Source organism: Erwinia psychrophila (assembly GCF_039023475.1).
Taxonomy (GTDB): domain Bacteria; phylum Pseudomonadota; class Gammaproteobacteria; order Enterobacterales; family Enterobacteriaceae; genus Erwinia.
Genome location: NZ_JBCHVB010000001.1, coordinates 367,366 through 387,436 on the forward strand (window position 1 = coordinate 367,366; position 20,071 = coordinate 387,436).

The 20,071-nt window shown below is 56.4% G+C and carries 16 protein-coding genes; 10 read left to right on the forward strand and 6 right to left on the reverse strand.

From position 1 onward, the window contains the following. Positions 1 to 183: 183 nt before the first annotated feature. On the forward strand, positions 184 to 753 hold the full coding sequence (gene smrA / locus AAH446_RS01725) for a DNA endonuclease SmrA (protein WP_342905004.1): 570 nt from the start codon (positions 184 to 186) through the stop codon (positions 751 to 753). A gap of 4 nt (positions 754 to 757) precedes the next feature. Here smrA and AAH446_RS01730 read toward each other — a convergent pair whose 3' ends face one another. After that, positions 758 to 1,681, reverse strand: coding sequence for a LysR substrate-binding domain-containing protein (locus AAH446_RS01730; protein ID WP_342905005.1), 924 nt, complete (start codon positions 1,679 to 1,681; stop codon positions 758 to 760). A 312-nt stretch (positions 1,682 to 1,993) separates the two neighbouring features. Here AAH446_RS01730 and AAH446_RS01735 point away from each other — a divergent pair, with 312 nt between their 5' ends. From AAH446_RS01735 to AAH446_RS01750, 4 genes are all read left to right on the forward strand, one after another. Beyond that, entirely contained in the window at positions 1,994 to 3,319 is a 1,326-nt protein-coding gene (locus tag AAH446_RS01735; RefSeq protein ID WP_342905006.1) for an MFS transporter, read from the forward strand. Positions 3,320 to 3,434: 115 nt separating this feature from the next. Next, positions 3,435 to 4,805 (forward strand): 2-oxoadipate dioxygenase/decarboxylase HglS, encoded by a 1,371-nt coding sequence (gene hglS / locus AAH446_RS01740; protein ID WP_342905007.1) that lies wholly within the window; start codon positions 3,435 to 3,437, stop codon positions 4,803 to 4,805. A gap of 468 nt (positions 4,806 to 5,273) precedes the next feature. After that, positions 5,274 to 6,806: a carboxylesterase/lipase family protein gene (locus tag AAH446_RS01745; RefSeq protein ID WP_342905008.1), complete on the forward strand. Its 1,533-nt coding sequence runs from the start codon at positions 5,274 to 5,276 to the stop codon at positions 6,804 to 6,806. 223 nt (positions 6,807 to 7,029) lie between these two features. Next, positions 7,030 to 8,694: a methyl-accepting chemotaxis protein gene (locus AAH446_RS01750; RefSeq protein ID WP_342905009.1), complete on the forward strand. Its 1,665-nt coding sequence runs from the start codon at positions 7,030 to 7,032 to the stop codon at positions 8,692 to 8,694. A 74-nt stretch (positions 8,695 to 8,768) separates the two neighbouring features. Here the strand turns inward: AAH446_RS01750 and AAH446_RS01755 are convergent, their stop codons facing one another. Then, the gene (locus tag AAH446_RS01755; protein ID WP_342905010.1) at positions 8,769 to 9,626 is read right to left on the reverse strand and encodes a LysR substrate-binding domain-containing protein; all 858 of its coding nucleotides are present in this window, start codon (positions 9,624 to 9,626) and stop codon (positions 8,769 to 8,771) included. A 118-nt stretch (positions 9,627 to 9,744) separates the two neighbouring features. Between AAH446_RS01755 and AAH446_RS01760 the strand changes: the two genes are divergently transcribed. Together AAH446_RS01760 and AAH446_RS01765 are read left to right on the forward strand one after the other, a co-directional pair. Next, positions 9,745 to 10,914: a methionine aminotransferase gene (locus AAH446_RS01760; protein ID WP_342905011.1), complete on the forward strand. Its 1,170-nt coding sequence runs from the start codon at positions 9,745 to 9,747 to the stop codon at positions 10,912 to 10,914. Positions 10,915 to 10,934: 20 nt separating this feature from the next. After that, entirely contained in the window at positions 10,935 to 11,714 is a 780-nt protein-coding gene (locus tag AAH446_RS01765; RefSeq protein WP_342905012.1) for a transporter substrate-binding domain-containing protein, read from the forward strand. Between the two features lie 59 nt (positions 11,715 to 11,773). On the opposite strand, the gene pepT is transcribed toward AAH446_RS01765, so the two are convergent. Both pepT and AAH446_RS01775 read right to left on the reverse strand, forming a co-directional pair. Beyond that, a complete protein-coding gene (pepT, locus tag AAH446_RS01770) occupies positions 11,774 to 13,006 on the reverse strand; it encodes a peptidase T (protein ID WP_342905013.1) in 1,233 nt (410 codons plus the stop codon). Between the two features lie 77 nt (positions 13,007 to 13,083). After that, the gene (locus AAH446_RS01775; protein ID WP_342905014.1) at positions 13,084 to 13,263 is read right to left on the reverse strand and encodes a YodC family protein; all 180 of its coding nucleotides are present in this window, start codon (positions 13,261 to 13,263) and stop codon (positions 13,084 to 13,086) included. A gap of 125 nt (positions 13,264 to 13,388) precedes the next feature. On the opposite strand from AAH446_RS01775, the gene AAH446_RS01780 reads away from it, so the two are divergent. Beyond that, positions 13,389 to 13,817 (forward strand): OsmC family protein, encoded by a 429-nt coding sequence (locus tag AAH446_RS01780; RefSeq protein WP_342905015.1) that lies wholly within the window; start codon positions 13,389 to 13,391, stop codon positions 13,815 to 13,817. Between the two features lie 195 nt (positions 13,818 to 14,012). Beyond that, a complete protein-coding gene (locus tag AAH446_RS01785; protein WP_342905016.1) occupies positions 14,013 to 15,605 on the forward strand; it encodes an ABC transporter substrate-binding protein in 1,593 nt (530 codons plus the stop codon). A 48-nt stretch (positions 15,606 to 15,653) separates the two neighbouring features. Here AAH446_RS01785 and AAH446_RS01790 read toward each other — a convergent pair whose 3' ends face one another. After that, on the reverse strand, positions 15,654 to 16,694 hold the full coding sequence (locus AAH446_RS01790) for an acyltransferase family protein (RefSeq protein ID WP_342905017.1): 1,041 nt from the start codon (positions 16,692 to 16,694) through the stop codon (positions 15,654 to 15,656). 528 nt (positions 16,695 to 17,222) lie between these two features. Further along, a complete protein-coding gene (gene aldA, locus AAH446_RS01795) occupies positions 17,223 to 18,662 on the reverse strand; it encodes an aldehyde dehydrogenase (RefSeq protein WP_342905018.1) in 1,440 nt (479 codons plus the stop codon). A 371-nt stretch (positions 18,663 to 19,033) separates the two neighbouring features. Here aldA and rhaT point away from each other — a divergent pair, with 371 nt between their 5' ends. Further along, positions 19,034 to 20,068: an L-rhamnose/proton symporter RhaT gene (gene rhaT, locus AAH446_RS01800; protein ID WP_342905019.1), complete on the forward strand. Its 1,035-nt coding sequence runs from the start codon at positions 19,034 to 19,036 to the stop codon at positions 20,066 to 20,068. Positions 20,069 to 20,071 lie beyond the last annotated feature (3 nt).

Sequence of the window (20,071 nt, forward strand, 5' to 3'; positions counted from 1 at the left end):
GCGTAATGAGATTGATTTATCCCCGGCCTGATGCCGTGGGACTTGGCACGCTTACTGCTCCCCCATTATTCAGCCTGCCATGCGGGTAGGGATCGCATCAGGGAGAAGATTTGCTAAACTAGCCGGGTAATCACTTCACCTGCGCGGGTAATGCTGCTGGCGCGGGTCATACGGGGGATCACCATGGCAGACTTTGAAGATGAAGACCTGTTCCGCACGGCAATGGGTGACGTCACGCCGCTAAAAGAGGCGACTAATATACACTGGCTGAAATCCCCCCAGGCCAGACCGCCGCGCCAGCATCCTGAAGAGGAGCAGCTGGATAATCCGCTGGTGAGCGGTTTTCTGACCATTGTTCCTCTGACCACGCCGCTGGAATATAAAGCCGAAGGTATTCAGCAAGGGGTGCTCGACAAGCTTCGCCTGGGTAAATATCAGCAGGATGCCAGCCTTAATCTGCTGCGTCAGCCGGTGGAGATATGCCGCCAGACGCTCTATACCTTTATGCTTCAGGCGCAGCGCCATAACTTGCGTAATCTGCTTATCGTCCATGGCAAAGGACGTGAAGATGAGTCGCATGCCAATATCGTGCGAAGCTATCTTGCCCGCTGGCTACAGCAGTTTGAGGCGGTTCAGGCGTTCTGCACCGCGCAGCCGCATCATGGTGGCAGCGGCGCCTGCTACGTCGCCCTGCGCAAAAGTGAACAGGCCCGTCTGGAGAACCGCGAACGCCATGCGAAACGCAGCCGCTGAGCCGTCAGCCCGGATGGCTTTTACGTATGGTGGCCATCAGAACTTCACTGCTGAGGCTGAGCCGCGTCCCTGAACGGGTAATGATGCCGACCGGCTCGCCGGGGCCGTGAGAAGCGATGGGGAGGGCGGCGAGCGAGTGATGCAGTAAGTCGTCGCGTATTGCGCCGGAAGGCACAAACCAGACGTAGTTATAGCGCAGCGCCAGCTGGCGGGCGAGCGAGGTGGAAGAGGTTTCCACCAGCGTGGCGGGAAGGCGACAGTTTTGCTCCCTGAGCATCGCTTCCGCTATCCGGCGGGGGGCCGTCCCCTCCGGCGAGATCACCACCGGCCAGGCCAGCGCTTTTGACAACGTGACGTTGTCACTCAAAAGCGGGTGATTGGGCCGCACCACCAGCCGCAGTGATTCAAGAAAGAGCAGTTCGTAAGTGAGCCCGGTCATCATTTCCGGGTCAGACATCCGGCCTATCCCGACGTCAAACTCTCCCGCCCTGAGCCCGGCAAGCAGGACGTTGTTATGCAGCGTTGCGACCTGCACAATAGCCTGCGGCTGCTGCTGATGAAAACGTTCGAGGATCGAGGGAAACATCCCCAGCGCTACCGTGGTCAGCACGCCCACTCTGAGTACGGCGGGTTCGTCGAGATCGGCAGGACGGAAAGATTGTCCGGCATGGTTCAGCGCATCCAAGATCCGTACCGCATGCGTCAGAAACTGTTCACCCATTGTAGTCAGCTGAGCACCGAGGCGGCCTCGTTCGAACAGCCGGGCGCCCGCCAGCGCCTCCAGCTCATTAAGGGTTTTCGACAGCGCGGGCTGGCTCAGCGAGAGCGTTTCCGCCGCACGGCCAAGCGTCCCTTGCTGAGCAATGGCCACAAAAGTGTGCAGATGGCGCAGACGTATGCGCTGATTGAACAGGTAATTTTTATCCATACTTTACGGTAAACAGGGGCGGGCAGCCCGGCAAGCCTGCGCCATCAAATTTGTTAACCTTATTGCAATTTTCTATTAACATTTGTGCCTGAAAAGCGCTTATCTATTACTTCAGCTATTCGGCTCCCGGTTTTACTATTCACTCAGCTTATCGATCGGCTTTTTATCCGGGCTGGTCTGATGAGCGATATCTCAGGCGCAAAAGGTATTTTTTCAAAGAGAAATTGCGCTTAATCCGGTATCATCCGAGGCTCTCAATTCTGGATCACCTGCCAGCCACAAAGACCCAATCTGGCACCATGGAGCGCTAACGTGGAGCATTCTGCCGCGATCGATGTCCGTGCCCTGATCAATCAGGGCAGCCTGAGCCGCTTTCAGCAACGGCTTATTATCCTCTGTTTCGCCGTGGTCGCGATGGACGGGCTTGATATCGCCATTATGGGGTTTATCGCACCGGCGCTGAAAAGCAGCTGGGATGTGACAACGTCACAGCTGGGCGTGGTGATCAGCGCCGCGCTGGCCGGACTGGCGCTGGGCGCCCTGTTTGCCGGGCCGCTGGCCGATCGTTTCGGACGACGGCGGATCATTATCAGCAGCGTCTTCTTTTTTGGTTTCTGGACGCTGGTGACCGCCTTTTCCCGGAGCCTGGAGCAGATGATGCTGTTCCGTTTTCTGACCGGACTGGGGCTGGGCGCAGCGATGCCGAATGTGGGTACGCTGGTGGCGGAATATTCACCGGAACGTAAAAGAGCCTTTCTGATCACCATCGTCTTCTGTGGGTTCACCTTTGGGGCGGCTGGCGGGGGATTTGCTGCCTCATGGCTTATCCCCAACTTTGGCTGGCATGCGGTGTTGATTATGGGCGGCCTGCTGCCGCTGCTGCTTGTTCCCCTGCTGCTGATGTGGCTTCCCGAATCCGTCCGTTTTCTGATTGCGCGTCAGGGGCCTGTTGCGCAGATCCGCGCCGTCGTCGGTAAACTGGCACCGGACCTCGCCCAGCCCGACAGCCAGTTTGTCATGCCCGAAAAAGCACAGCGGTCAGGTGCGGTCAGGCTGGTGGTAACCCGTCCCTATCTCTCCGGCAGTATGCTGCTCTGGGGAGGCTATTTTATGGGGCTGTTTCTGGTCTACCTGATTGGCAGCTGGCTGCCTTTGCTGGTAAAGGAGATGGGCATGACTATCGCCCAGGCCGCGCTCGTTACCGCGATGTATCAGGCTGGCGGCACGGTAGGTTCGCTCTTCGCTGGCTGGATGATGGATCGCTTTAATGCCAATCTGGCGCTCGCGGCCATCTATTTTGCCGGCGCGGCGGGCACGCTCGCCATCGGGTACGCTCCGGTAAATACGCTGATCCTCAGCCTGATTGCGTTCAGCAGCGGCTTCTGCCTGAATGGTGCCAACACCGGGATGAATGCGTTGTCAGCCAGCTATTATCCCACCCATGCGCGGGCAACAGGTTCAAGCTGGATGCACGGTGTGGGCAGGACAGGGGCGATCCTCAGCGCCTTCGCCGGTGCTCAGATGCTCTCCGTGGGCTGGCATATTACGGAGGTCTTCACCTTTCTGGCGGTCGTTGCGGTGCTGACCTCGCTGCTGCTGCTGGCGAAGTACCGTTTCGGCTATGTCCGCCAGAAGTAAGTGAAGAGGTGCCCGCCGCCGGGCGGGCAGGATCACAGTTTGCTAATTCTTTTCTCCGCCCCCGCCGCTTTCCAGTAATCTGAATATCCTCTCCTCAGGCCAGAAGGGTCAGAAAATGGAAAACGGATGGGTGACTGCCGACGAGCTTCGCACCAGCTTTGCCGGTGCAATGTCTGATATGTATCAGCAGGAGGTGCCGCAGTACGGCACGCTGCTGAGGCTGGTTAAACAGGTGAATGAGGAGGTACTGGCGCAGGATCCAGCGCTCAGGCAGCAGCTTGAGCAACAGGGCGAACTAGCCCGCCTCAGCGTGGAGCGGCATGGCGCTATTCGCGTCGGCACCGGCGCTGAACTGGCGATGCTCCGTCAGATCTTCGCTATCATGGGGATGTTTCCGGTCGGCTACTACGATCTCTCACAGGCGGGCGTGCCGGTGCATTCCACCGCGTTTCGTCCGCTGGACGAGGCGGCGCTGAAGGTCAACCCGTTCCGGCTGTTTACCTCGCTGCTGCGCACGGAACTGATAGAGGATGTCGCCCTGCGGGAAAAAGCGGTCAGCATTCTGGCTGCGCGGGATATTTTTACTCCGCGTTGCAGGGAGCTGGTCGCTGTTCATCAGCAGGAAGGGGGCTTCACTCCGGCTCAGGCGAAGGAATTCATCGGCGAAGCGCTGGAAACCTTCCGCTGGCATCAGCAAACCCTTGTCGACAGTTCAACCTATCACGCACTGCATGAGCAGCACCGGCTTATCGCCGACGTGGTCTGTTTTCCGGGCTGCCATATTAACCATTTGACGCCCCGCACGCTGGATATCGATCGTGTTCAGGCCCTGATGCCGGAAGCGGGCATCACCCCGAAAGCGACCATTGAGGGCCCTCCGGCGCGGAAAATCCCACTGCTGCTACGGCAGACCAGCTTCAGGGCGCTGGAAGAAAAGGTCCGCTTTACGGATAACGCCCAGGGGACCCATACCGCCCGGTTTGGAGAGATTGAACAGCGGGGCATTGCGCTGACGGCAAAAGGCCGGGCGCTTTACGATCGCCTGCTGGCGCAGGCGGGCACTGCAAGTGACAACGTCACGCAGCAGCGACAGCTTGAGGTCGTCTTCAGCGCCTTTCCGGATGATGAGAAGACGCTGCGTCAGCATGAGCTGGCCTGGTTCAGCTGGTCGCTGACCGACAAGGGAGAAGCTAATCCGCAGTTGATCGCGGCTGAAACCGATCGGGAAAAGCTGCTGGCCGAAGGCTGCTTAATGGCCTCGCCGGTGATATATGAAGATTTTTTACCGGTCAGCGCGGCGGGTATTTTCCAGTCCAATCTGGGTGGGGAAAGCCAGACAAGATCGGCAGGAAACGCCAGCCAGCAGACGTTCGAGGCGGCGCTGGGCTGTCCGGTGCATGATGAAATTGCCCTCTACCGGCAGCGTGAAACAGCCAGCTTGTTACACTGTAACGCATCAGGCGTGCTTGCCGTGTCTGGCAGGTAAGCCGGAACCCTGCGGGTTGATAGTATGTCAGCCCGCAAGGCTCAGCGAGCGCCCCTGTTACTTCCTGATGTTCCGCACAGCTTACTGTTATACAAGCAGACCTGCCATCAGGTCAGCCCGCGTAAGCCCCCTCATTTATTATCCTTTCCTCAGCCCCTGCCGGGCGCTTTTGCACTGCAACAAGTAAGGGGAAACAGGAAGCGCTGTTGGCCGGATTATGCCGCTATCTCCCAGTCAACCGGCCAATATTATTTGACCTTTAAGACGTGCTGAGCGGGGTAAGAGATTTAGCCGGATTTTGAACTTTTTGATTTCATGGGGCTAAAGCGGCCAGATTTCTGATTGCCAGCGGCGGTAAGTGCCGCTTTAGTGAGTTTTTTTTAAGCTTAATCTGCAAATGCGCCCGGACATTGGACTTTCGTCTCACAGCTACAAATAATGTTTCGCAGACTATGAGTGGAAGAACGCATGAAAAACGATCGCATGATAAGGACCGGGACGGCGGAAGGCAGCTTACGCGGCGTACTTGAGGAAGACGTATTTGTTTTCAGAGGGATACCCTATGCCGCTCCTCCGGTCGGCCCGCTGCGCTGGCAGCCGCCAAAACCGGTTCGCCCATGGGAGGGCGAGCGTGACGCCACCCGGTGGGGAAACGCCAGCTGGCAGAACCGGGAGTATTGCGTTGCCGTGGGCGGCGGCGATCCGGGGGCGTTCAGTGAAGACTGCCTCTATCTGAATGTCTGGACGCCAGATATCTCTCCCTCATCGCCGCTACCGGTCATGGTCTGGCTTCACGGCGGCGGCTTTACTATCGGGTCGGGCGGACTGGCCCCTTATGCCGGTCATGCGCTGGCCGCACGCGGCGTGGTGATGGTGACGCTTAACTACCGCCTCGGTCATCTGGGCTTTTTTGCCCACCCCGCGCTGGATAAGGAGTATCCCGGGGGCGAAGTGGTGAATAATTTTGCGCTGCTGGATCAGATCGCTGCCCTGCAGTGGATCCAGCGCAATATTGCTGCTTTCGGCGGCGACAGGCATAACGTCACGCTGATGGGGGAATCTTCCGGCGCCCGTAGCGTCCTCTCGCTTTATACCTCGCCGCTCTCTATTGGGCTTTTTCATAAAGGTATCGCGCAGAGTGCCTATACCTTGCCGGACATCCCGCGCCACAAGGCGCTGAAGAATGGCGAGGCGCTGGCCCGGCACTTTTCACTGGAGAATGCCACTGCCAGCCAGCTGCGGGCGCTCCCGGCAGAGGCGTTCTGGCCTCTGGATCGCCAGATGGCAAACGGCCCGGTCGCCATTGCCGGAGACAGCGTATTGCCTGAGCCGATGCTCAAAGTGTTTACCTCAGGCAGACAGCACCGCTTACCGCTGATGATTGGCAGCAACAGTGATGAAGCCAGCGTGCTCAGCTATTTTGGCGTAGACCCGGCGAGCGTCATCGCCAGAATACGTCAGACGCAGCGCATCGGCCTGCGGATGAAAATGATCCGCTGCCTGTACGAAGGCGTTTATGACGATAAAGTTCTGGGCCGACAGGTGGCAAGGGACATGACCTTCACCACCATGGGCTACGTGGCGGCGCTGGCTCATCACAACAGAGGCGTGCCGGCGTGGCGTTACTATTTCGATTACGTCTCTGAAAATTCGAGGGACATCTATCCTGACGGCACCTGGCACGGTAACGAAATTCCCTACGTTCTGAACACGCTTGATGCGCTTCACGAACAGATGACGGAGAGGCCTTTTACCGCTAAAGATCGCGAGTTTGCCAGTAAGGTCAGTGATTACTGGCTGAATTTTGCCCGCGAGGCGACGCTTTTTTCCCACCAGCTCAGCGGCGAAATCAGCTGGCCGGTCTGGCGGCCATCTGACGATCTGATGATGCGTTTTGGTGAGAAAGGGCAAGCGGTACTGAAGCTGGAGAAGCGGTTTATGCGCCGGCGTAGCCAACTGTTTCGTCTGCTGATGAAAAGCATGGTGCGGCTGGAGGAATAACTTTTATTTATAACGTTCATATAACATTCTTTTAGCGAATTTAAGCGTCACCTCATCTGTAAAAATGTTGCCAGAGCAAATACTTATCTACTGCAAGGCCGGAAGAGGAGGATGAAAGAACCGATTTCCTCACTCAGGGTTCCTTCTCCGGTGCCGATAACGGGATATAGGCGTCCGTATTCAAGGACACGTTGACCCGCTATTTTACCGTTACGGAGCAGTTATGAACCTGTTAAAGAATTTTTCCATCCGCAGCGTGATGCTGGGGATCCTTGGCGTGTTTTGCCTGCTGTGGACGGCTGTTGGCCTCTACAGCGTCTATTCCCTCAACTCGCTTGCAGAAGGGAATGAGGTGGATCGCCAGCTGGTGAATCAGATGACCACGCTGAGCAAGGGCAACGATCAATATTTTCGCTTTATTACCCGTCTGACCCGCGCCGTGGCTTCACGCGAGGCAGGCACCTCCACCGCTGATGCTGAAATGGCCTCGGTGCAGAAAGCGCTCGACAGTATGGCCGAACAGCTGGAAGCCTTTAAGGCCGAGTCGCCCGGCCCGCTTGCGCCTGATTATGCCAACACGGTCATCACTAACTGGCAGAAGCTGCTGGATGAAGGCGTACTGCCGCAAATGCGTCTGGCGCAGCAGCCTTCGCTGGATGACTTCCGCCGTCACGCCGTCAGCGTCACGCCGGCACTGAGCCGCGCTTTCGGCGCCAGCGTGGAAAAATTCAATATCGCCGCAGGAGATAAGCTGGATATCACGCGGGTGACGGTAGACCGCCTGACCAGTATCACCAAAAGCACCATTGTGGTTGCGGTTATCGCCGGCCTGCTGATCCTGCTTTTTACCGACCGTTACCTGGTCAAAATGCTGGTACGGCCGCTGGAAGGGATGCGCGAGCACTTTCGCCTGATCGCGGATGGCGATCTCAGCCAGCCGCTTGAAGATATTGGCCGTAACTGCGTGGGTAAACTGGTGCCGTTACTTCGTGCGATGCAGGAGAGCCTGCGGGAAGCCGTCAGCGCGATCCGCAGCGGAACCGACAGCATCTACCGTGGTGCAGCAGAAATTTCCTCAGGCAATAACGATCTCTCTTCACGTACCGAGCAGCAGGCTGCCGCGCTGGAAGAGACGGCGGCGAGCATGGAACAGCTGACCGCAACGGTGAAATTCAACGCCGATAACGCCCGCCAGGCCAGTGAGCTGGCGCAGAACGCGTCGGTTACCGCCGGTAAAGGCGGCCAGCTTGTGGGCGATGTGATCACCACCATGCAGGGCATTTCAGGCAGCTCCAGAAAAATTGCTGAAATCACCAGCGTGATCAACAGCATCGCGTTCCAGACCAATATCCTGGCACTGAACGCGGCGGTGGAAGCGGCGCGTGCGGGCGAACAGGGACGCGGATTCGCCGTGGTCGCCAGTGAAGTCCGTAACCTGGCCCAGCGCAGCGCCAGTGCGGCAAAAGAGATCGAGACGCTGATCGCCGATTCGGTTAACCGGGTGGATAACGGTTCACGCCTGGTGGGCAATGCGGGTTCAACCATGGATGACATCATGAAATCTGTCGGTGAAGTGACGGAGATCATGAAGCAGATCGCCTCGGCATCCGAAGAGCAGAGCAAGGGCATTTCGCAGGTCGGTACGGCAATCACGGAAATGGACAGCGTCACCCAGCAGAACGCCTCGCTGGTTCAGGAAGTCTCTGCTGCCGCCAGTTCGCTGGAAAAACAGACTGAAGAGCTGACGCGTTCCGTTTCCCGCTTCCGCCTTGCGCCGGAAACGGCGCCGCTGGTGAAACCGGCCTCACGGGTAAACGCTGCGTCGGCAGTCAAAGCATTAGCGGCCAAACCGGCTGCTGCTGCCAGCGACGAGTGGGTTTCCTTCTGATGTTCAGGCCACCTGCTGCAAAGGCGGGTGGCCCTCTTGTATCAAACGCCTGAAGCCACACCCGCCCAGGCGTATCACACCTGTTTCTCTTCACATAGCCACGCCACCAGGCTCTCCAGCTGGGCAGAAGACGCCTCTGAAGGACGCTGGATCAGGCTGTAAACCGCACCGGTTTTCACCGTTTCGCTAAAGGGAGCGATCAGGCGCTTTGCGGCCAGATCCGCCTCAATCAGCGTTACGTCGGCCACGGTAATACCAAAACCCTGCACGGCTGCGCTGATCGCCAGATCCATCGTATCGAAATGCTGATGACGGCTGACTGAAGGCCTGATTGCCAGAGCATTCAGCCACAGCATCCAGTCCCGTCCATCTGCCGTGGGATGAAGAAAAGTAAAGCCTGGCAGATCTTCATAAGCCAGCGTCCCGGAGGGCATGAGCGCCGGGGCGATAACCGGCGTCAGCACCTCATCAAACAGGCGATGGCCGCCCGGGGGCAGCGTACCGTAAAGGATAGCGGCATCGTAATTTTCCAGCTGGGTACTGTGATCGACGGTAGTGGTCAGCGACACATGCAGTTCGGGCCTGGCCTGCTCAAGCGCCACCAGCCTGGGCACCAGCCAGCGCATGGCGCAGGTAGGCGCTTTCAGGCGCAGGGCGGCGTGGGGCTGGCTGGCCTGTTCCGCGGCCTGCCTCATCTGCTCAAAACTGCTTTTCAGCGCGGGCAGCAGGCTGGCGCCCCGGGGGGTAAGACGCAGCCCGCGCGCGTGCCGCTCAAACAGCGGAAAGCCCAGCCAGTTTTCAAAGGTGGCGATTTTACGGCTTACCGCACCCTGGGTAACGCAAAGCTCCTGAGCCGCCCTGGTCAGATTAAGGTGGCGGGCGGCAACGGTGAAGGCATAGGCGGCATTTAACGGCAGCGGGCGGCGTGACATCAGAAGTCCCTGAGCAATGAGTTTTTATCATGGCTATTATGATCATAATTCGCTTGTCCGCTCAAGCGGGCTCACGTTGAATAAACCTTTGCGTCTTATCCCGCCAACCGGAGACAGCATGACTCTTCTTTCTTCCGTGCAGCCGCGCCCGAAATTGCCCGATGTCGGCACCACGATTTTTTCCGTTATCGGTCAGCTGGCCGCCCAGCATAATGCGATCAACCTGTCACAGGGCGCGCCGAATTTTCCCTGCGATCCTGCGCTGACAGAGGCTGTTACCCAGGCAATGAAGCAGGGGCATAATCAGTATGCGCCGATGACCGGGCTGGGCGCGCTGAAAGAGGTGCTGGCTGAAAAGGTCAACACGCTTTACGGCCAGCAGTATGACGCCGCCAGTGAAATTCTCATCACCGGAAGCGCCAGCCAGGGTCTCTATTCGGCGATAGCCGCACTGGTCCATCCGGGCGATGAGGTGATCTTCTTCGAACCCGCCTTTGACAGCTACGCGCCCATTGTCCGGCTTCAGGGCGCGACGCCGGTGGGGCTGAAGCTACAGGTCCCGGCGTTTACGATTGACTGGGATGAGGTGCAGGCCGCCATTACGCCGCGCACGCGGATGATTATTATCAATACGCCGCACAACCCGAGCGCGCAGGTACTGACCCGCGAGGATCTTGACCGGCTGGCGGCCATTATCCGTGACACCTCCGTGGTGGTGCTGTCTGATGAAGTCTATGAGCACATTCTGTTTGATGGCCGGCAGCATCAGGGCATGGCGACGCACCCGGAGCTGGCCCGGCGCAGCGTGATTGTCTCTTCCTTCGGGAAAACCTTTCACGTCACGGGCTGGCGGGTAGGGTACTGCCTTGCGCCCGCGTTACTGATGGACGAGCTGGTGAAAAACCATCAGTTTATGATGTACTCCGCTGACACACCGATGCAGGTCGCCTTTGCTGATTACCTGCGCCAGCCGGAGCATTACCTTGGGCTGGGCGAATTCTTCCAGCGCAAGCGCGATACCCTGGCTTCGCTGCTGCAAAATTCGCCGTTCCGCCTGCTGCCCTCCGCCGGCTCCTTTTTTATGCTGGCAAGCTATGCGGATTTCAGTGACGAGCGGGACAGCGAAATGGTAAAACGGCTGATTGTCGATTACGGCGTCGCGACCATACCGCTTTCGGCGTTCTACACGGATGGCACAGACAATAAACTGATCCGTCTCTCTTTCGCCAAAGATGACGTTACGCTGCGGGCGGGCGCGGAAGCGCTCTGCCGGGTGACGGCTCGCTAAATAACCCTGAGGGAAACTGAATGAAAAAACTGAACGCACTGCTGGTGGCCGTAGGCCTGATGTCATCCCTGTCGGCCGTCGCGGGTGGGACGCTGCGCTACGGGCTTGAATCCCAGTATCCGCCGTTTGAGAGCCGTAACGCCGCCGGGGAGCTGGAAGGCTTTGATATTGAGCTGGGCAAGGCGATCTGTCAGGCGGGAGGCTTTACCTGCAGCTGGGTGGAAAGCAGCTTCGATGCCCTGATCCCGGGACTGATGGCGAAAAAGTTCGATGCGATTAATTCAGCGATGAACATTACCGAAGCGCGCATGAAAAGCATCGCGTTCACGCAGCCTGTCTACCGCATCCCCAGCCAGCTGATCGCCAGACAGGCGGAGAAGCTGAAGCCGGAGGCTGAGGCGCTGCGGGGCAAAAATATCGGCGTGTTGCAGGGTTCAATTCAGGAGACGTTTGCGAAAAAACACTGGGAGCCGCGCGGCGTAACCGTCACCGCCTATCAGGACCAGAACCAGGTCTATAACGATATGCTCGCCGGACGTCTCGACGGCACGCTGGTCATGTCCGCTGCCGGCCAGTCGGCGTTCCTGGATAAGCCGCAGGGGAAAGGCTTCAGCTTTGCCGGTGGGCCGGTCGAGGATGAAGGGGTGCTCGGCGTGGGGATCGGTTTTGGCCTGCGTCAGGATGATGCCGGACTGAAACAGGAACTGGATGCGGCCATCGCTAAGGTTCAGGCGGACGGCACCGTGACAAAACTGGCGGCGAAGTTCTTTCCCGGCATCGACGTCAGCGTGAAAGAGTAGGCGGCGGTCTGTTTGAAGCTATCGCGATCAGGACGCCACCGGGCGTCCTGATTGTTTCGCTATTCTGCGGCCAGGAGACAGAGTTTCTCGGCAACGAGATAGGATTTTACAAAGGATGTGACCGGCAGAAACTCGAACTTTGAGTGGAAGTTATGCGCGCCGGTGAAAAAGTTAGGCGTCAGCAGCCCTTTGGCGGAAAGCGCCGCGCCGTCCGTACCGCCGCGCATCGGGGTGACTTTAGGCGTGATATCGAGTGCCTCCATGGCGCTGAAAATCAGATCGATCGCCCGGCGGTCTTCGCCAATCGCATTGCTGATATTGCTGTAGGTATCGGTAATGCTGAAACTGACGCTGCCTGTCGGGTACGCTGCGGCAATCTTCTCCGCCACGGCGGCGATTTTCTGCTTACGCTGCTCAAAGGAGGCCAGGTCAAAGTCGCGGACAGAGGCTTTTACCTTCGCCTCGCTGGCGTTAGCTGTCATCTCATTAAACCAGACGTAGCCTTCACGGCCTTCGGTATGCTCCGGCGTCTGCTGGCGGTCAAAGTGGCTCACGTAATCCAGCGCCATCAGCAGTGGATTGACCAGCACGCCTTTACCGGACATCGGGTGTGCGGTCACGCCGGTAAAAGTGATTTCCGCCGCCGCCGCATTAAAGTTCTCAAACACAATTTCGCCCAGCTCACAGCAGTCAATAGTCCAGGCAAAGTCGACGTTAAAACGCGTCTCCAGATCCAGCGCTTTGGCGCCGCGCAGGCCGATCTCCTCATCCGGCACGAAAGCCACCACAATATCGCCATGGGGGGTGTCGTGCGTCAGATTTTCCATCAGCGTCATCACGACGGTCACCGCCGCTTTGTTATCTGCCCCCAGCACGCTGGTGCCATCACTGAAGATAATATCCTGACCGGGATAGGCGGCGATTTCCGGATGTTCGGCGGTACGCAGCCAGATATCTTTCTCCGCATTGAGGCAGAGATCGCGGTCCTCGTAGCGCAGAATCTGCGGGTGAATATGGGGGGAAAGCCCGACGTCCACGGTATCAATATGGGTAATAAAGCCGATGCGCGGCGCGGCGGGGCGGTTGCCGGGTTTGACGGCGGTCACCGTGGCATATTCATCAATCACCACATCCTGAAGCCCCATTGCGCGCAGTTCCTCTGCCAGCATTTTCGCCATTTCATGCTGCTCTGGCGTACTGGGAAGCTGGGTTGCCGCCGCGTTGCTCTGGCTGGTGACGGAAAGATAGCGAAAGAAGCGTGAAGTCAGCTGATTAGCCAGTGCCTGATCCATTCTGTTTTCCTGTGCTCTGTCTTGATGTTGTGTATTTTTATTTTACTTATTTTAACGCCGGAACGATCTCAGCCAGCTCAGCAAACGCCAAAATCACCTTCTTCGTGGTAGAGATTGACCGAATCCGCCGGCACTTCAATTTCTTTCTTATCGGCATCGTCCACCCGGGCGCAAAACAGCGTATCGCCTTTAACCTGGAGCACGATCATTTTCGGGCCGCCGGTCCTGGACTGAACCACATCATCTTGTTTAAACATGTTTTTCTCCTCGTTTGGATTTCTCTATTAACGGTCACGCCGTGACCAATTGCAAGCCTTTATCCGGCGAAGTGCTGAGAAGTCACTATACTGAATAACTGTGATAAACAAACGGGAGGACAAATATGACCATTCATAAGAAAGGGCAGGCCCACTGGGAAGGTGATATCAAGCAGGGGAAAGGCACTATCTCCACCGAAAGCGGTGCGCTGAAAGAGCAGCCTTACGGCTTTAACACCCGTTTTGAAGGTAAGTCCGGTACCAACCCGGAAGAGCTGATCGGCGCGGCACATGCCGCCTGTTTTTCGATGGCGCTTTCGCTGATGCTGGGTAACGAAGGCTACGTCCCGGAAAGTATCGATACCGTAGCTGATGTCTCGCTGGACAAGTCTGGTGATGGCTTCAAAATCAGCGCAATCGCGCTTAAGAGTCAGGTCAAGCTGCCAGGTATCGAGAACGATGCCTTTGAGAAAATTATCAACCAGGCGAAAGAAGGCTGCCCGGTTTCACAGTTAGTTAACGCGGACATCTCTCTGGATTATACGCTAAACTGATCTGCGCCAGTTTTGTCCCCCGCCCGCCGTGGCGGGGAGACGTCCCACCAGTTTCGCCCTCTGCCCGACAATTCCCTGAATTATAAGAATAAACAATGGCCCAAAACGGCTATTTTTCTCTGGCTACCCGCTCCGATCGCGTTTAGATTGTTACTGTCTGGACAGACATAAAACAACGATAACGCGAGGACGGAGATGAGAAAAACGGTAATAAGAACGGCCATAGCCGCGCTGACGCTGGCGGTTGCCTCTGGGGCAGCGGCGAAAACGCTGGTGTTCTGCTCAGAAGGATCGCCAGAAAACTTCAACCCGCAACTTTACACCTCCGGGACCAGCGTGGACGCCAGCGCGGTGCCAATCTATAACCGGCTGGTGGATTTCAAACTGGGGACCACAGAGTTGATACCCAGCCTTGCTGAGAGCTGGGACGTCAGTGAAGACGGCAAGGTTTACACCTTCCATCTGCGTAAGGGCGTGAAGTTTCAGAGTAACAAGGATTTTAAGCCGACGCGGGACTTCAATGCCGATGACGTCATCTTCTCCTTTATGCGCCAGAAGGATAAGAATAACCCTTATCACAATGTCTCCAACGGCACCTACGCAAACTTCGAAAGTCTGGAGTTCGGTTCCCTGATCCAGAGCATCGAAAAGGTGGACGACAACACCGTTCGTTTTACGCTCTCTCATGCGGAAGCGCCGTTTCTGGCCGATCTGGGCTGGTACTTCGCCTCTATCCTCTCCGCCGAATATGCCGATGCCATGCTGAAGGCGGGTACGCCGGAAAAAGTGGATCAGGAACCAATCGGCACCGGTCCCTTTGCGCTGGCAAAATACCAGAAAGATTCCCGTATTCTTTATCGCGCTTTCCCGGAGTACTGGCAGGGTAAAGCCAAACTGGATCGGCTGGTCTTCTCCATCACGCCGGATGCCTCGGTGCGCTACGCCAAGCTGGAAAAAAACGAGTGCCAGGTCATGCCGTTCCCGAACCCGGCAGATCTGACGCGGATGAAGGAGAATAAAGAGATCACTCTGATGCAGAAGGCGGGGCTGAATACCGGCTTTCTGGCCTTTAATACCCAGAAAGCGCCGCTGGATAAGGTAAAAGTCCGCCAGGCGCTGACGATGGCGATTAATAAACCGGCCATCATTGACGCTGTTTTCCAGGGGACCGGCACCGTGGCGAAAAATCTCCTGCCGCCAGGCGTCTGGAGCGCAGCGAAAGATCTGAAAGACTACGATTACGATCCGGAAAAAGCCAAAGCGCTGCTTAAAGAGGCGGGCATTGCGCCCGGCACCGCCATCGATCTCTGGGCGATGCCGGTGCAGCGGCCTTATAACCCGAATGCCCGCCGTATGGCGGAGATGATCCAGGCCGACTGGGCGAAAGTGGGCATCAAGGCGAACATTGTCAGCTTCGAATGGGGCGAGTACCTCAAGCGGGTCAAAGGCGGCGAGCATCAGGCGGCGCTGATGGGCTGGACAACCGCGACCGGCGATCCGGATAACTTCTTCGGTCCGCTGTTCAGCTGCACCTCCGCCAATGGCGGCTCCAACTCATCAAAATGGTGTTATAAACCTTTTGAGAAAGTCATCACCGAGGCCCGTTCAGAGCAGGATCACAATAAACGTATCCAGCTCTACCAGCAGGCGCAGCAGATTATGCATGACCAGGCGCCGGCAGTGATGATCGCTCACTCGACCATCTTCGAACCGGTCCGGAAAGAGGTCAGCGGCTATGAAATCGATCCGTTTGGCAAACACATTTTCTATCAGGTAGATATCAAGTAACGCTCAGGCCCGCCGGACTCCCGGCGGGCCTTTTTATGGCTATTCCCGTTAACCTGCTTTAACGCCCGGTTTTATCCTGACCTTTTTCTCTATCAGCCAGTAAAGAAAGTACCCCAGCCCGGTCGATCCCACCGTAAGCATTCCCATCATTACCCAGCCGGTAAGTTGACCGCTGCCGCTCATAAAGCGCGGGAGCAGGGAGGCAAGCGCATCCATAAACAGAGTGTGGCTGAGAACGACGGTAAAACTTGCCCGGCTCAAAGCCGTTATCAGCCCCATGACGGGCGATCTGGCATGTGTATTGAAGCTGAAGAAGGTGAGTAAATAAAAAGCAAATGTCAGCGCAAAAAGCCGTACAGCCTCATTTGCGGTAGTGACCGCAAGCAGCATCAGTGCGGCTGTAATCAGCAGAGAGCTATGTCCATGAGGCCAGGGGCGCGACAGCCGCGGCTGAAAAATAAAACAGAGCATACCGCTGAGGAAATAGAGCAACAGGGGATCGGTGTAGAAAGCAAACCAGTGATTATTCGTTTTTATCATCTCTCCGCCAGCCACCAACGTGACAACAGTGAGGAAAATAAAATTGAGCCCGCTTTTTCTGGGCAGGCGCAGGCCGATGGAGAAGATGATATAGAAAACAACAGTAAGGCAAAGCCCCCAGCCGGTGTAAAGAACAGGAGAGAGCTTATGGGTATGTTCTATATATATTCCGGGGATAAACAAAAGTGATAAAAAATTATCAGCGGGATTCAGGTTAGTTACGCCGTAGACTGAGGGGATAGCCATCCATAATATAATTGCGACAAGCGTAAAGAGATAATACACAGGCAATATCCGGGCAAATTTCTTCTTCAGAAAGGCGAATGCGTTTAGGGTACCAAATTCATACCATTGTGAGCGCGTTAGCAGATAGCCGGTCATCATAAAAAATAGTGCAGCGGCCAGGCGGACCAGTTCAGAGGAAGCATTCGGGATGCCGGGAAGATGAGCCGGCGGCTGAGGTAAGGTAAAAAATTTTGCATGACATATAACAACCAGCATACAGGCAAGCGCCCGCAGCCCTGTAACCGACTGAATGGGGTTTTTCATCAGCATGACCTCAGCTGTGTGTAAAAACCCTCACCGGTTAAGGTGAGGGAGGATGATTTATTCAATCACGCTTAAACGGGCTTTTTCGGCCTCTTGGTAATCAAACTGCTGTGTGTGTCTTTACTTTCGCGAACATAATCTGGAACAGATCATGCTCGTGGCAATACATTACCCTGATGAAAGCTTTTTTGGCTATATCTATATTTCGTTAGTTTATTATTTAAGACTTTCCTTGTTATTGCTTTATTAATTCCTGGCAGGAGTGGATTAATTAAAAATGGCGCTAAGGTAGTTTTTATATTTAGCGCTTTTTTTAACGGGTTAGCGGGGCGTTAAAGAATCTTTCTATAATCTGTGAGCTTGTTCATAAAAATGAAACGCAGAAAGTCTCTTTTTAAAAATAAAGAAGATGTTTTAACGATGAAAAGAGGCATCTTCCAGACGAAACGCAGTCTGAAGCAGAGAGAGGGGAGAGAAGAAATAATGCTGCCACCTTAAAACGGTCCGGCGGCAGCAGAATAAAACGCGCTAGCAATACTGCAGATAGGCCACGTGCGTCTGCAAATACTCTTCCAGCCCGTGACGGCCATCGGCCCCGCCGATGCCGGATTTCCGCCAGCCGGCATGGAAGCCCTGCATCGCCTCAAAGTTTTCCCGGTTGACGTAGGTTTCGCCAAATTTCAGCTGCTTAAGGGCGCGCATGGTGGTGTTCAGATCGCGGGTATAGAGGGCGGAGGTCAGGCCGTATTCGCTGTCATTGGCGAGGCTGATGGCCTCTTCGAGCGTGTCAAAAACCAGCACCGGCAGCACCGGACCGAACGTCTCTTCCCGGGCGATATCCATCTCCTGACGAACATCAGTCAGCAGCGTGGGGGCGAAAAAGAAGCCGCTGTCGCCCGCTCGTTTGCCGCCGGTGACCAGCGTAGCGCCTTGCTCCAGCGCCTTCGCGACTTTCTGCTCAATGCGCGCCAGGGCATCCGCGGAGATCAGCGGCCCCATATCAATATCGCTGCGGCTGGCCGGATCGCCGAAGGTCACCGCCTCAAAGGCCACCTTAAGCCGTTTCACCACCTCATCATAAACGCCAGACTGCACGTACAGCCGCTCCGCACAGTTGCAGACCTGTCCGGTATTGATCATCCGGGAGCTGACGATAGCGTTGACTGCTAAATCAAGGTCCGCATCATTCATCACGATGGCTGGCGCTTTACCGCCCAGTTCCAGCGACACCTTCGTCACGTTATCTGCCGCCGCCTTAAGGGTGGCGACTCCCGCGTTAACGCTGCCGGTCAGGCTGATCATGCCCACTTTCGGGTTTACTGCCAGCGCCTGTCCCACCTCCGGGCCGTACCCCGTCACCAGGTTAAATACGCCTGGCGGCAGGCCCAGCTCATCCACGATTTCGGCAAAAAGCATCGCGTTATTGGGCGTCAGCTCGCTGGGCTTAATCACAATAGTATTGCCGGTCACCAGCGCCGGTGCGGCTTTTCTGGCAATCAGAAAGAAGGGGAAGTTCCAGGGCAATATGCCGGCGGTAACGCCAATCGCCTTTTTAAACACCAGGATGGTCTCATCCTGTCTGTCGCTCTGAAGGATTTCACCTTCGTAGCGGCGCGCCCATTCGGCCATATAGTCGAGATAGTCGGCGGTAAACAGCACCTCTGTCTGTGCCAGCTGCTGCGTTTTGCCGCCTTCAGCGACGATAGCCGCTGCAATTTCAGGTTCACGGCGGCGGATCTCTGCGGCGATTTTATGCAGCCACTGACCGCGCTCCACGGCAGGCAGGGCTTCCCAGCCGGCTTGTGCTGCATCAGCGGCGTCGATCGCCCGATCGGCATCCTCGCGGTCGCCTTCAGGGATACGGGAGAGCAGTGCGCCGGTAGCCGGATTGATAACCTCAATCCAGCGATCGCTGCGGTTTTCGACAAACTGGCCATTGATGTACAGGCAATGTTGAGGGACAGACATGGCGGATTCTCCGTAAACGTTATTTTATATGTCGGTTAAGAAAATGTTGCATATTAAAATAGTCTCCTGGCCGCAGCGGAATGACCTTTCTGTCGCTGCCAGTCGGTGAAAGGAGTTGGCAGGGAAGAGAAGAACAGCGTGATGAAGGCGTGAAAAATTGAAATTGTAATGCAAATCAAAAGAATGGATTAATTTCAGCACTGCGGTCACCGCAGCATACAGAATACCGAAGTGTGATCGCGGTCGGCGGGAGGAACTGTATTTTGCCATTTTGATGCCGGCCCGGGCAGCCAGCATAAGGTCTCTGCCTTGCAATCCTTCGTAGACTCCATCCTACCGGGAACCTTACCCCCCAACGAAGGAAGAGAATAATGAGTGAAGCTATCCTGTCCGGCATACTCTGGCATCTGGTGGGCGCCGCCAGCGCCGCCTGCTTCTATGCGCCCTTTAAGAAAGTGCGTAACTGGTCATGGGAAACCATGTGGTCCGTTGGCGGAGTGATGTCGTGGATAATCCTCCCCTGGGCCGTCAGCGCGGTACTGCTGCCCAACTTCTGGGCCTACTACAGCAGCTTTTCTCTTGCCCAGCTGATGCCTGTTTTCCTCTTTGGTGCCATGTGGGGCATCGGGAACATCAACTACGGCCTGACCATGCGCTATCTGGGCATGTCGATGGGCATTGGTATTGCCATCGGCATTACCCTGGTCGTCGGCACGCTGATGACGCCGCTGCTGCAGGGACGTTTTGTAGAGCTTTTCAGTTCAGCGGGCGGACGCCTGACGCTGCTGGGCGTGCTGGTTGCGCTGGTCGGCGTGGCGATAGTCTCCAGGGCGGGGCTGATGAAGGAACGGGCGATGGGGATCACCGCCGAAGAGTTCAATCTGAAGAAAGGTCTGATGCTGGCCGTGCTCTGCGGCATTTTCTCGGCAGGGATGTCTTTCGCCATGAATGCCGCAAAACCGATGCATGACGCTGCTGCCGCGCTGGGTATCGATCCGCTCTATGTTGCACTGCCCAGCTACGTCGTGATCATGGGCGGCGGGGCGGTCATAAACCTTGGCTTCTGTTTTTACCGTCTCGCCACCCAGTCAACGCTTTCGGTCAGAGCAGATTTCTCGGTGATTAAGACCGTACTTATCAGCAACGTCCTGCTCTCCATCCTCGGCGGAACCATGTGGTATCTGCAATTCTTCTTCTACGCCTGGGGTCATGCGCGCATTCCGGCGCAGTATGACTTCATCAGCTGGATGCTGCATATGAGCTTCTACGTCCTGTGTGGCGGACTGGTTGGACTGGTGCTGAAAGAGTGGAAGAATGTCGGGCGCCGCCCGGTTGGCGTCCTGTGCGGCGGCTGCATTGTGATTATTCTGGCGGCTAACATCGTTGGCATGGGCATGATGTCCTGACGG

Excerpts from the sequence above, each read along its gene's own strand:
- rhaT (WP_342905019.1), top strand. The coding sequence starts at position 19,034 with ATGAGTGAAGCTATCCTGTCCGGCATACTCTGGCATCTGGTGGGCGCC.
- AAH446_RS01760 (WP_342905011.1), top strand. The coding sequence starts at position 9,745 with ATGACTCTTCTTTCTTCCGTGCAGCCGCGCCCGAAATTGCCCGATGTC.
- AAH446_RS01780 (WP_342905015.1), top strand. The coding sequence starts at position 13,389 with ATGACCATTCATAAGAAAGGGCAGGCCCACTGGGAAGGTGATATCAAG.
- AAH446_RS01745 (WP_342905008.1), top strand. The coding sequence starts at position 5,274 with ATGAAAAACGATCGCATGATAAGGACCGGGACGGCGGAAGGCAGCTTA.
- AAH446_RS01765 (WP_342905012.1), top strand. The coding sequence starts at position 10,935 with ATGAAAAAACTGAACGCACTGCTGGTGGCCGTAGGCCTGATGTCATCC.
- AAH446_RS01730 (WP_342905005.1), bottom strand. The coding sequence starts at position 1,681 with ATGGATAAAAATTACCTGTTCAATCAGCGCATACGTCTGCGCCATCTG.
- hglS (WP_342905007.1), top strand. The coding sequence starts at position 3,435 with ATGGAAAACGGATGGGTGACTGCCGACGAGCTTCGCACCAGCTTTGCC.
- AAH446_RS01775 (WP_342905014.1), bottom strand. The coding sequence starts at position 13,263 with ATGTTTAAACAAGATGATGTGGTTCAGTCCAGGACCGGCGGCCCGAAA.
- aldA (WP_342905018.1), bottom strand. The coding sequence starts at position 18,662 with ATGTCTGTCCCTCAACATTGCCTGTACATCAATGGCCAGTTTGTCGAA.
- pepT (WP_342905013.1), bottom strand. The coding sequence starts at position 13,006 with ATGGATCAGGCACTGGCTAATCAGCTGACTTCACGCTTCTTTCGCTAT.
- smrA (WP_342905004.1), top strand. The coding sequence starts at position 184 with ATGGCAGACTTTGAAGATGAAGACCTGTTCCGCACGGCAATGGGTGAC.
- AAH446_RS01785 (WP_342905016.1), top strand. The coding sequence starts at position 14,013 with ATGAGAAAAACGGTAATAAGAACGGCCATAGCCGCGCTGACGCTGGCG.
- AAH446_RS01790 (WP_342905017.1), bottom strand. The coding sequence starts at position 16,694 with ATGAAAAACCCCATTCAGTCGGTTACAGGGCTGCGGGCGCTTGCCTGT.
- AAH446_RS01755 (WP_342905010.1), bottom strand. The coding sequence starts at position 9,626 with ATGTCACGCCGCCCGCTGCCGTTAAATGCCGCCTATGCCTTCACCGTT.
- AAH446_RS01750 (WP_342905009.1), top strand. The coding sequence starts at position 7,030 with ATGAACCTGTTAAAGAATTTTTCCATCCGCAGCGTGATGCTGGGGATC.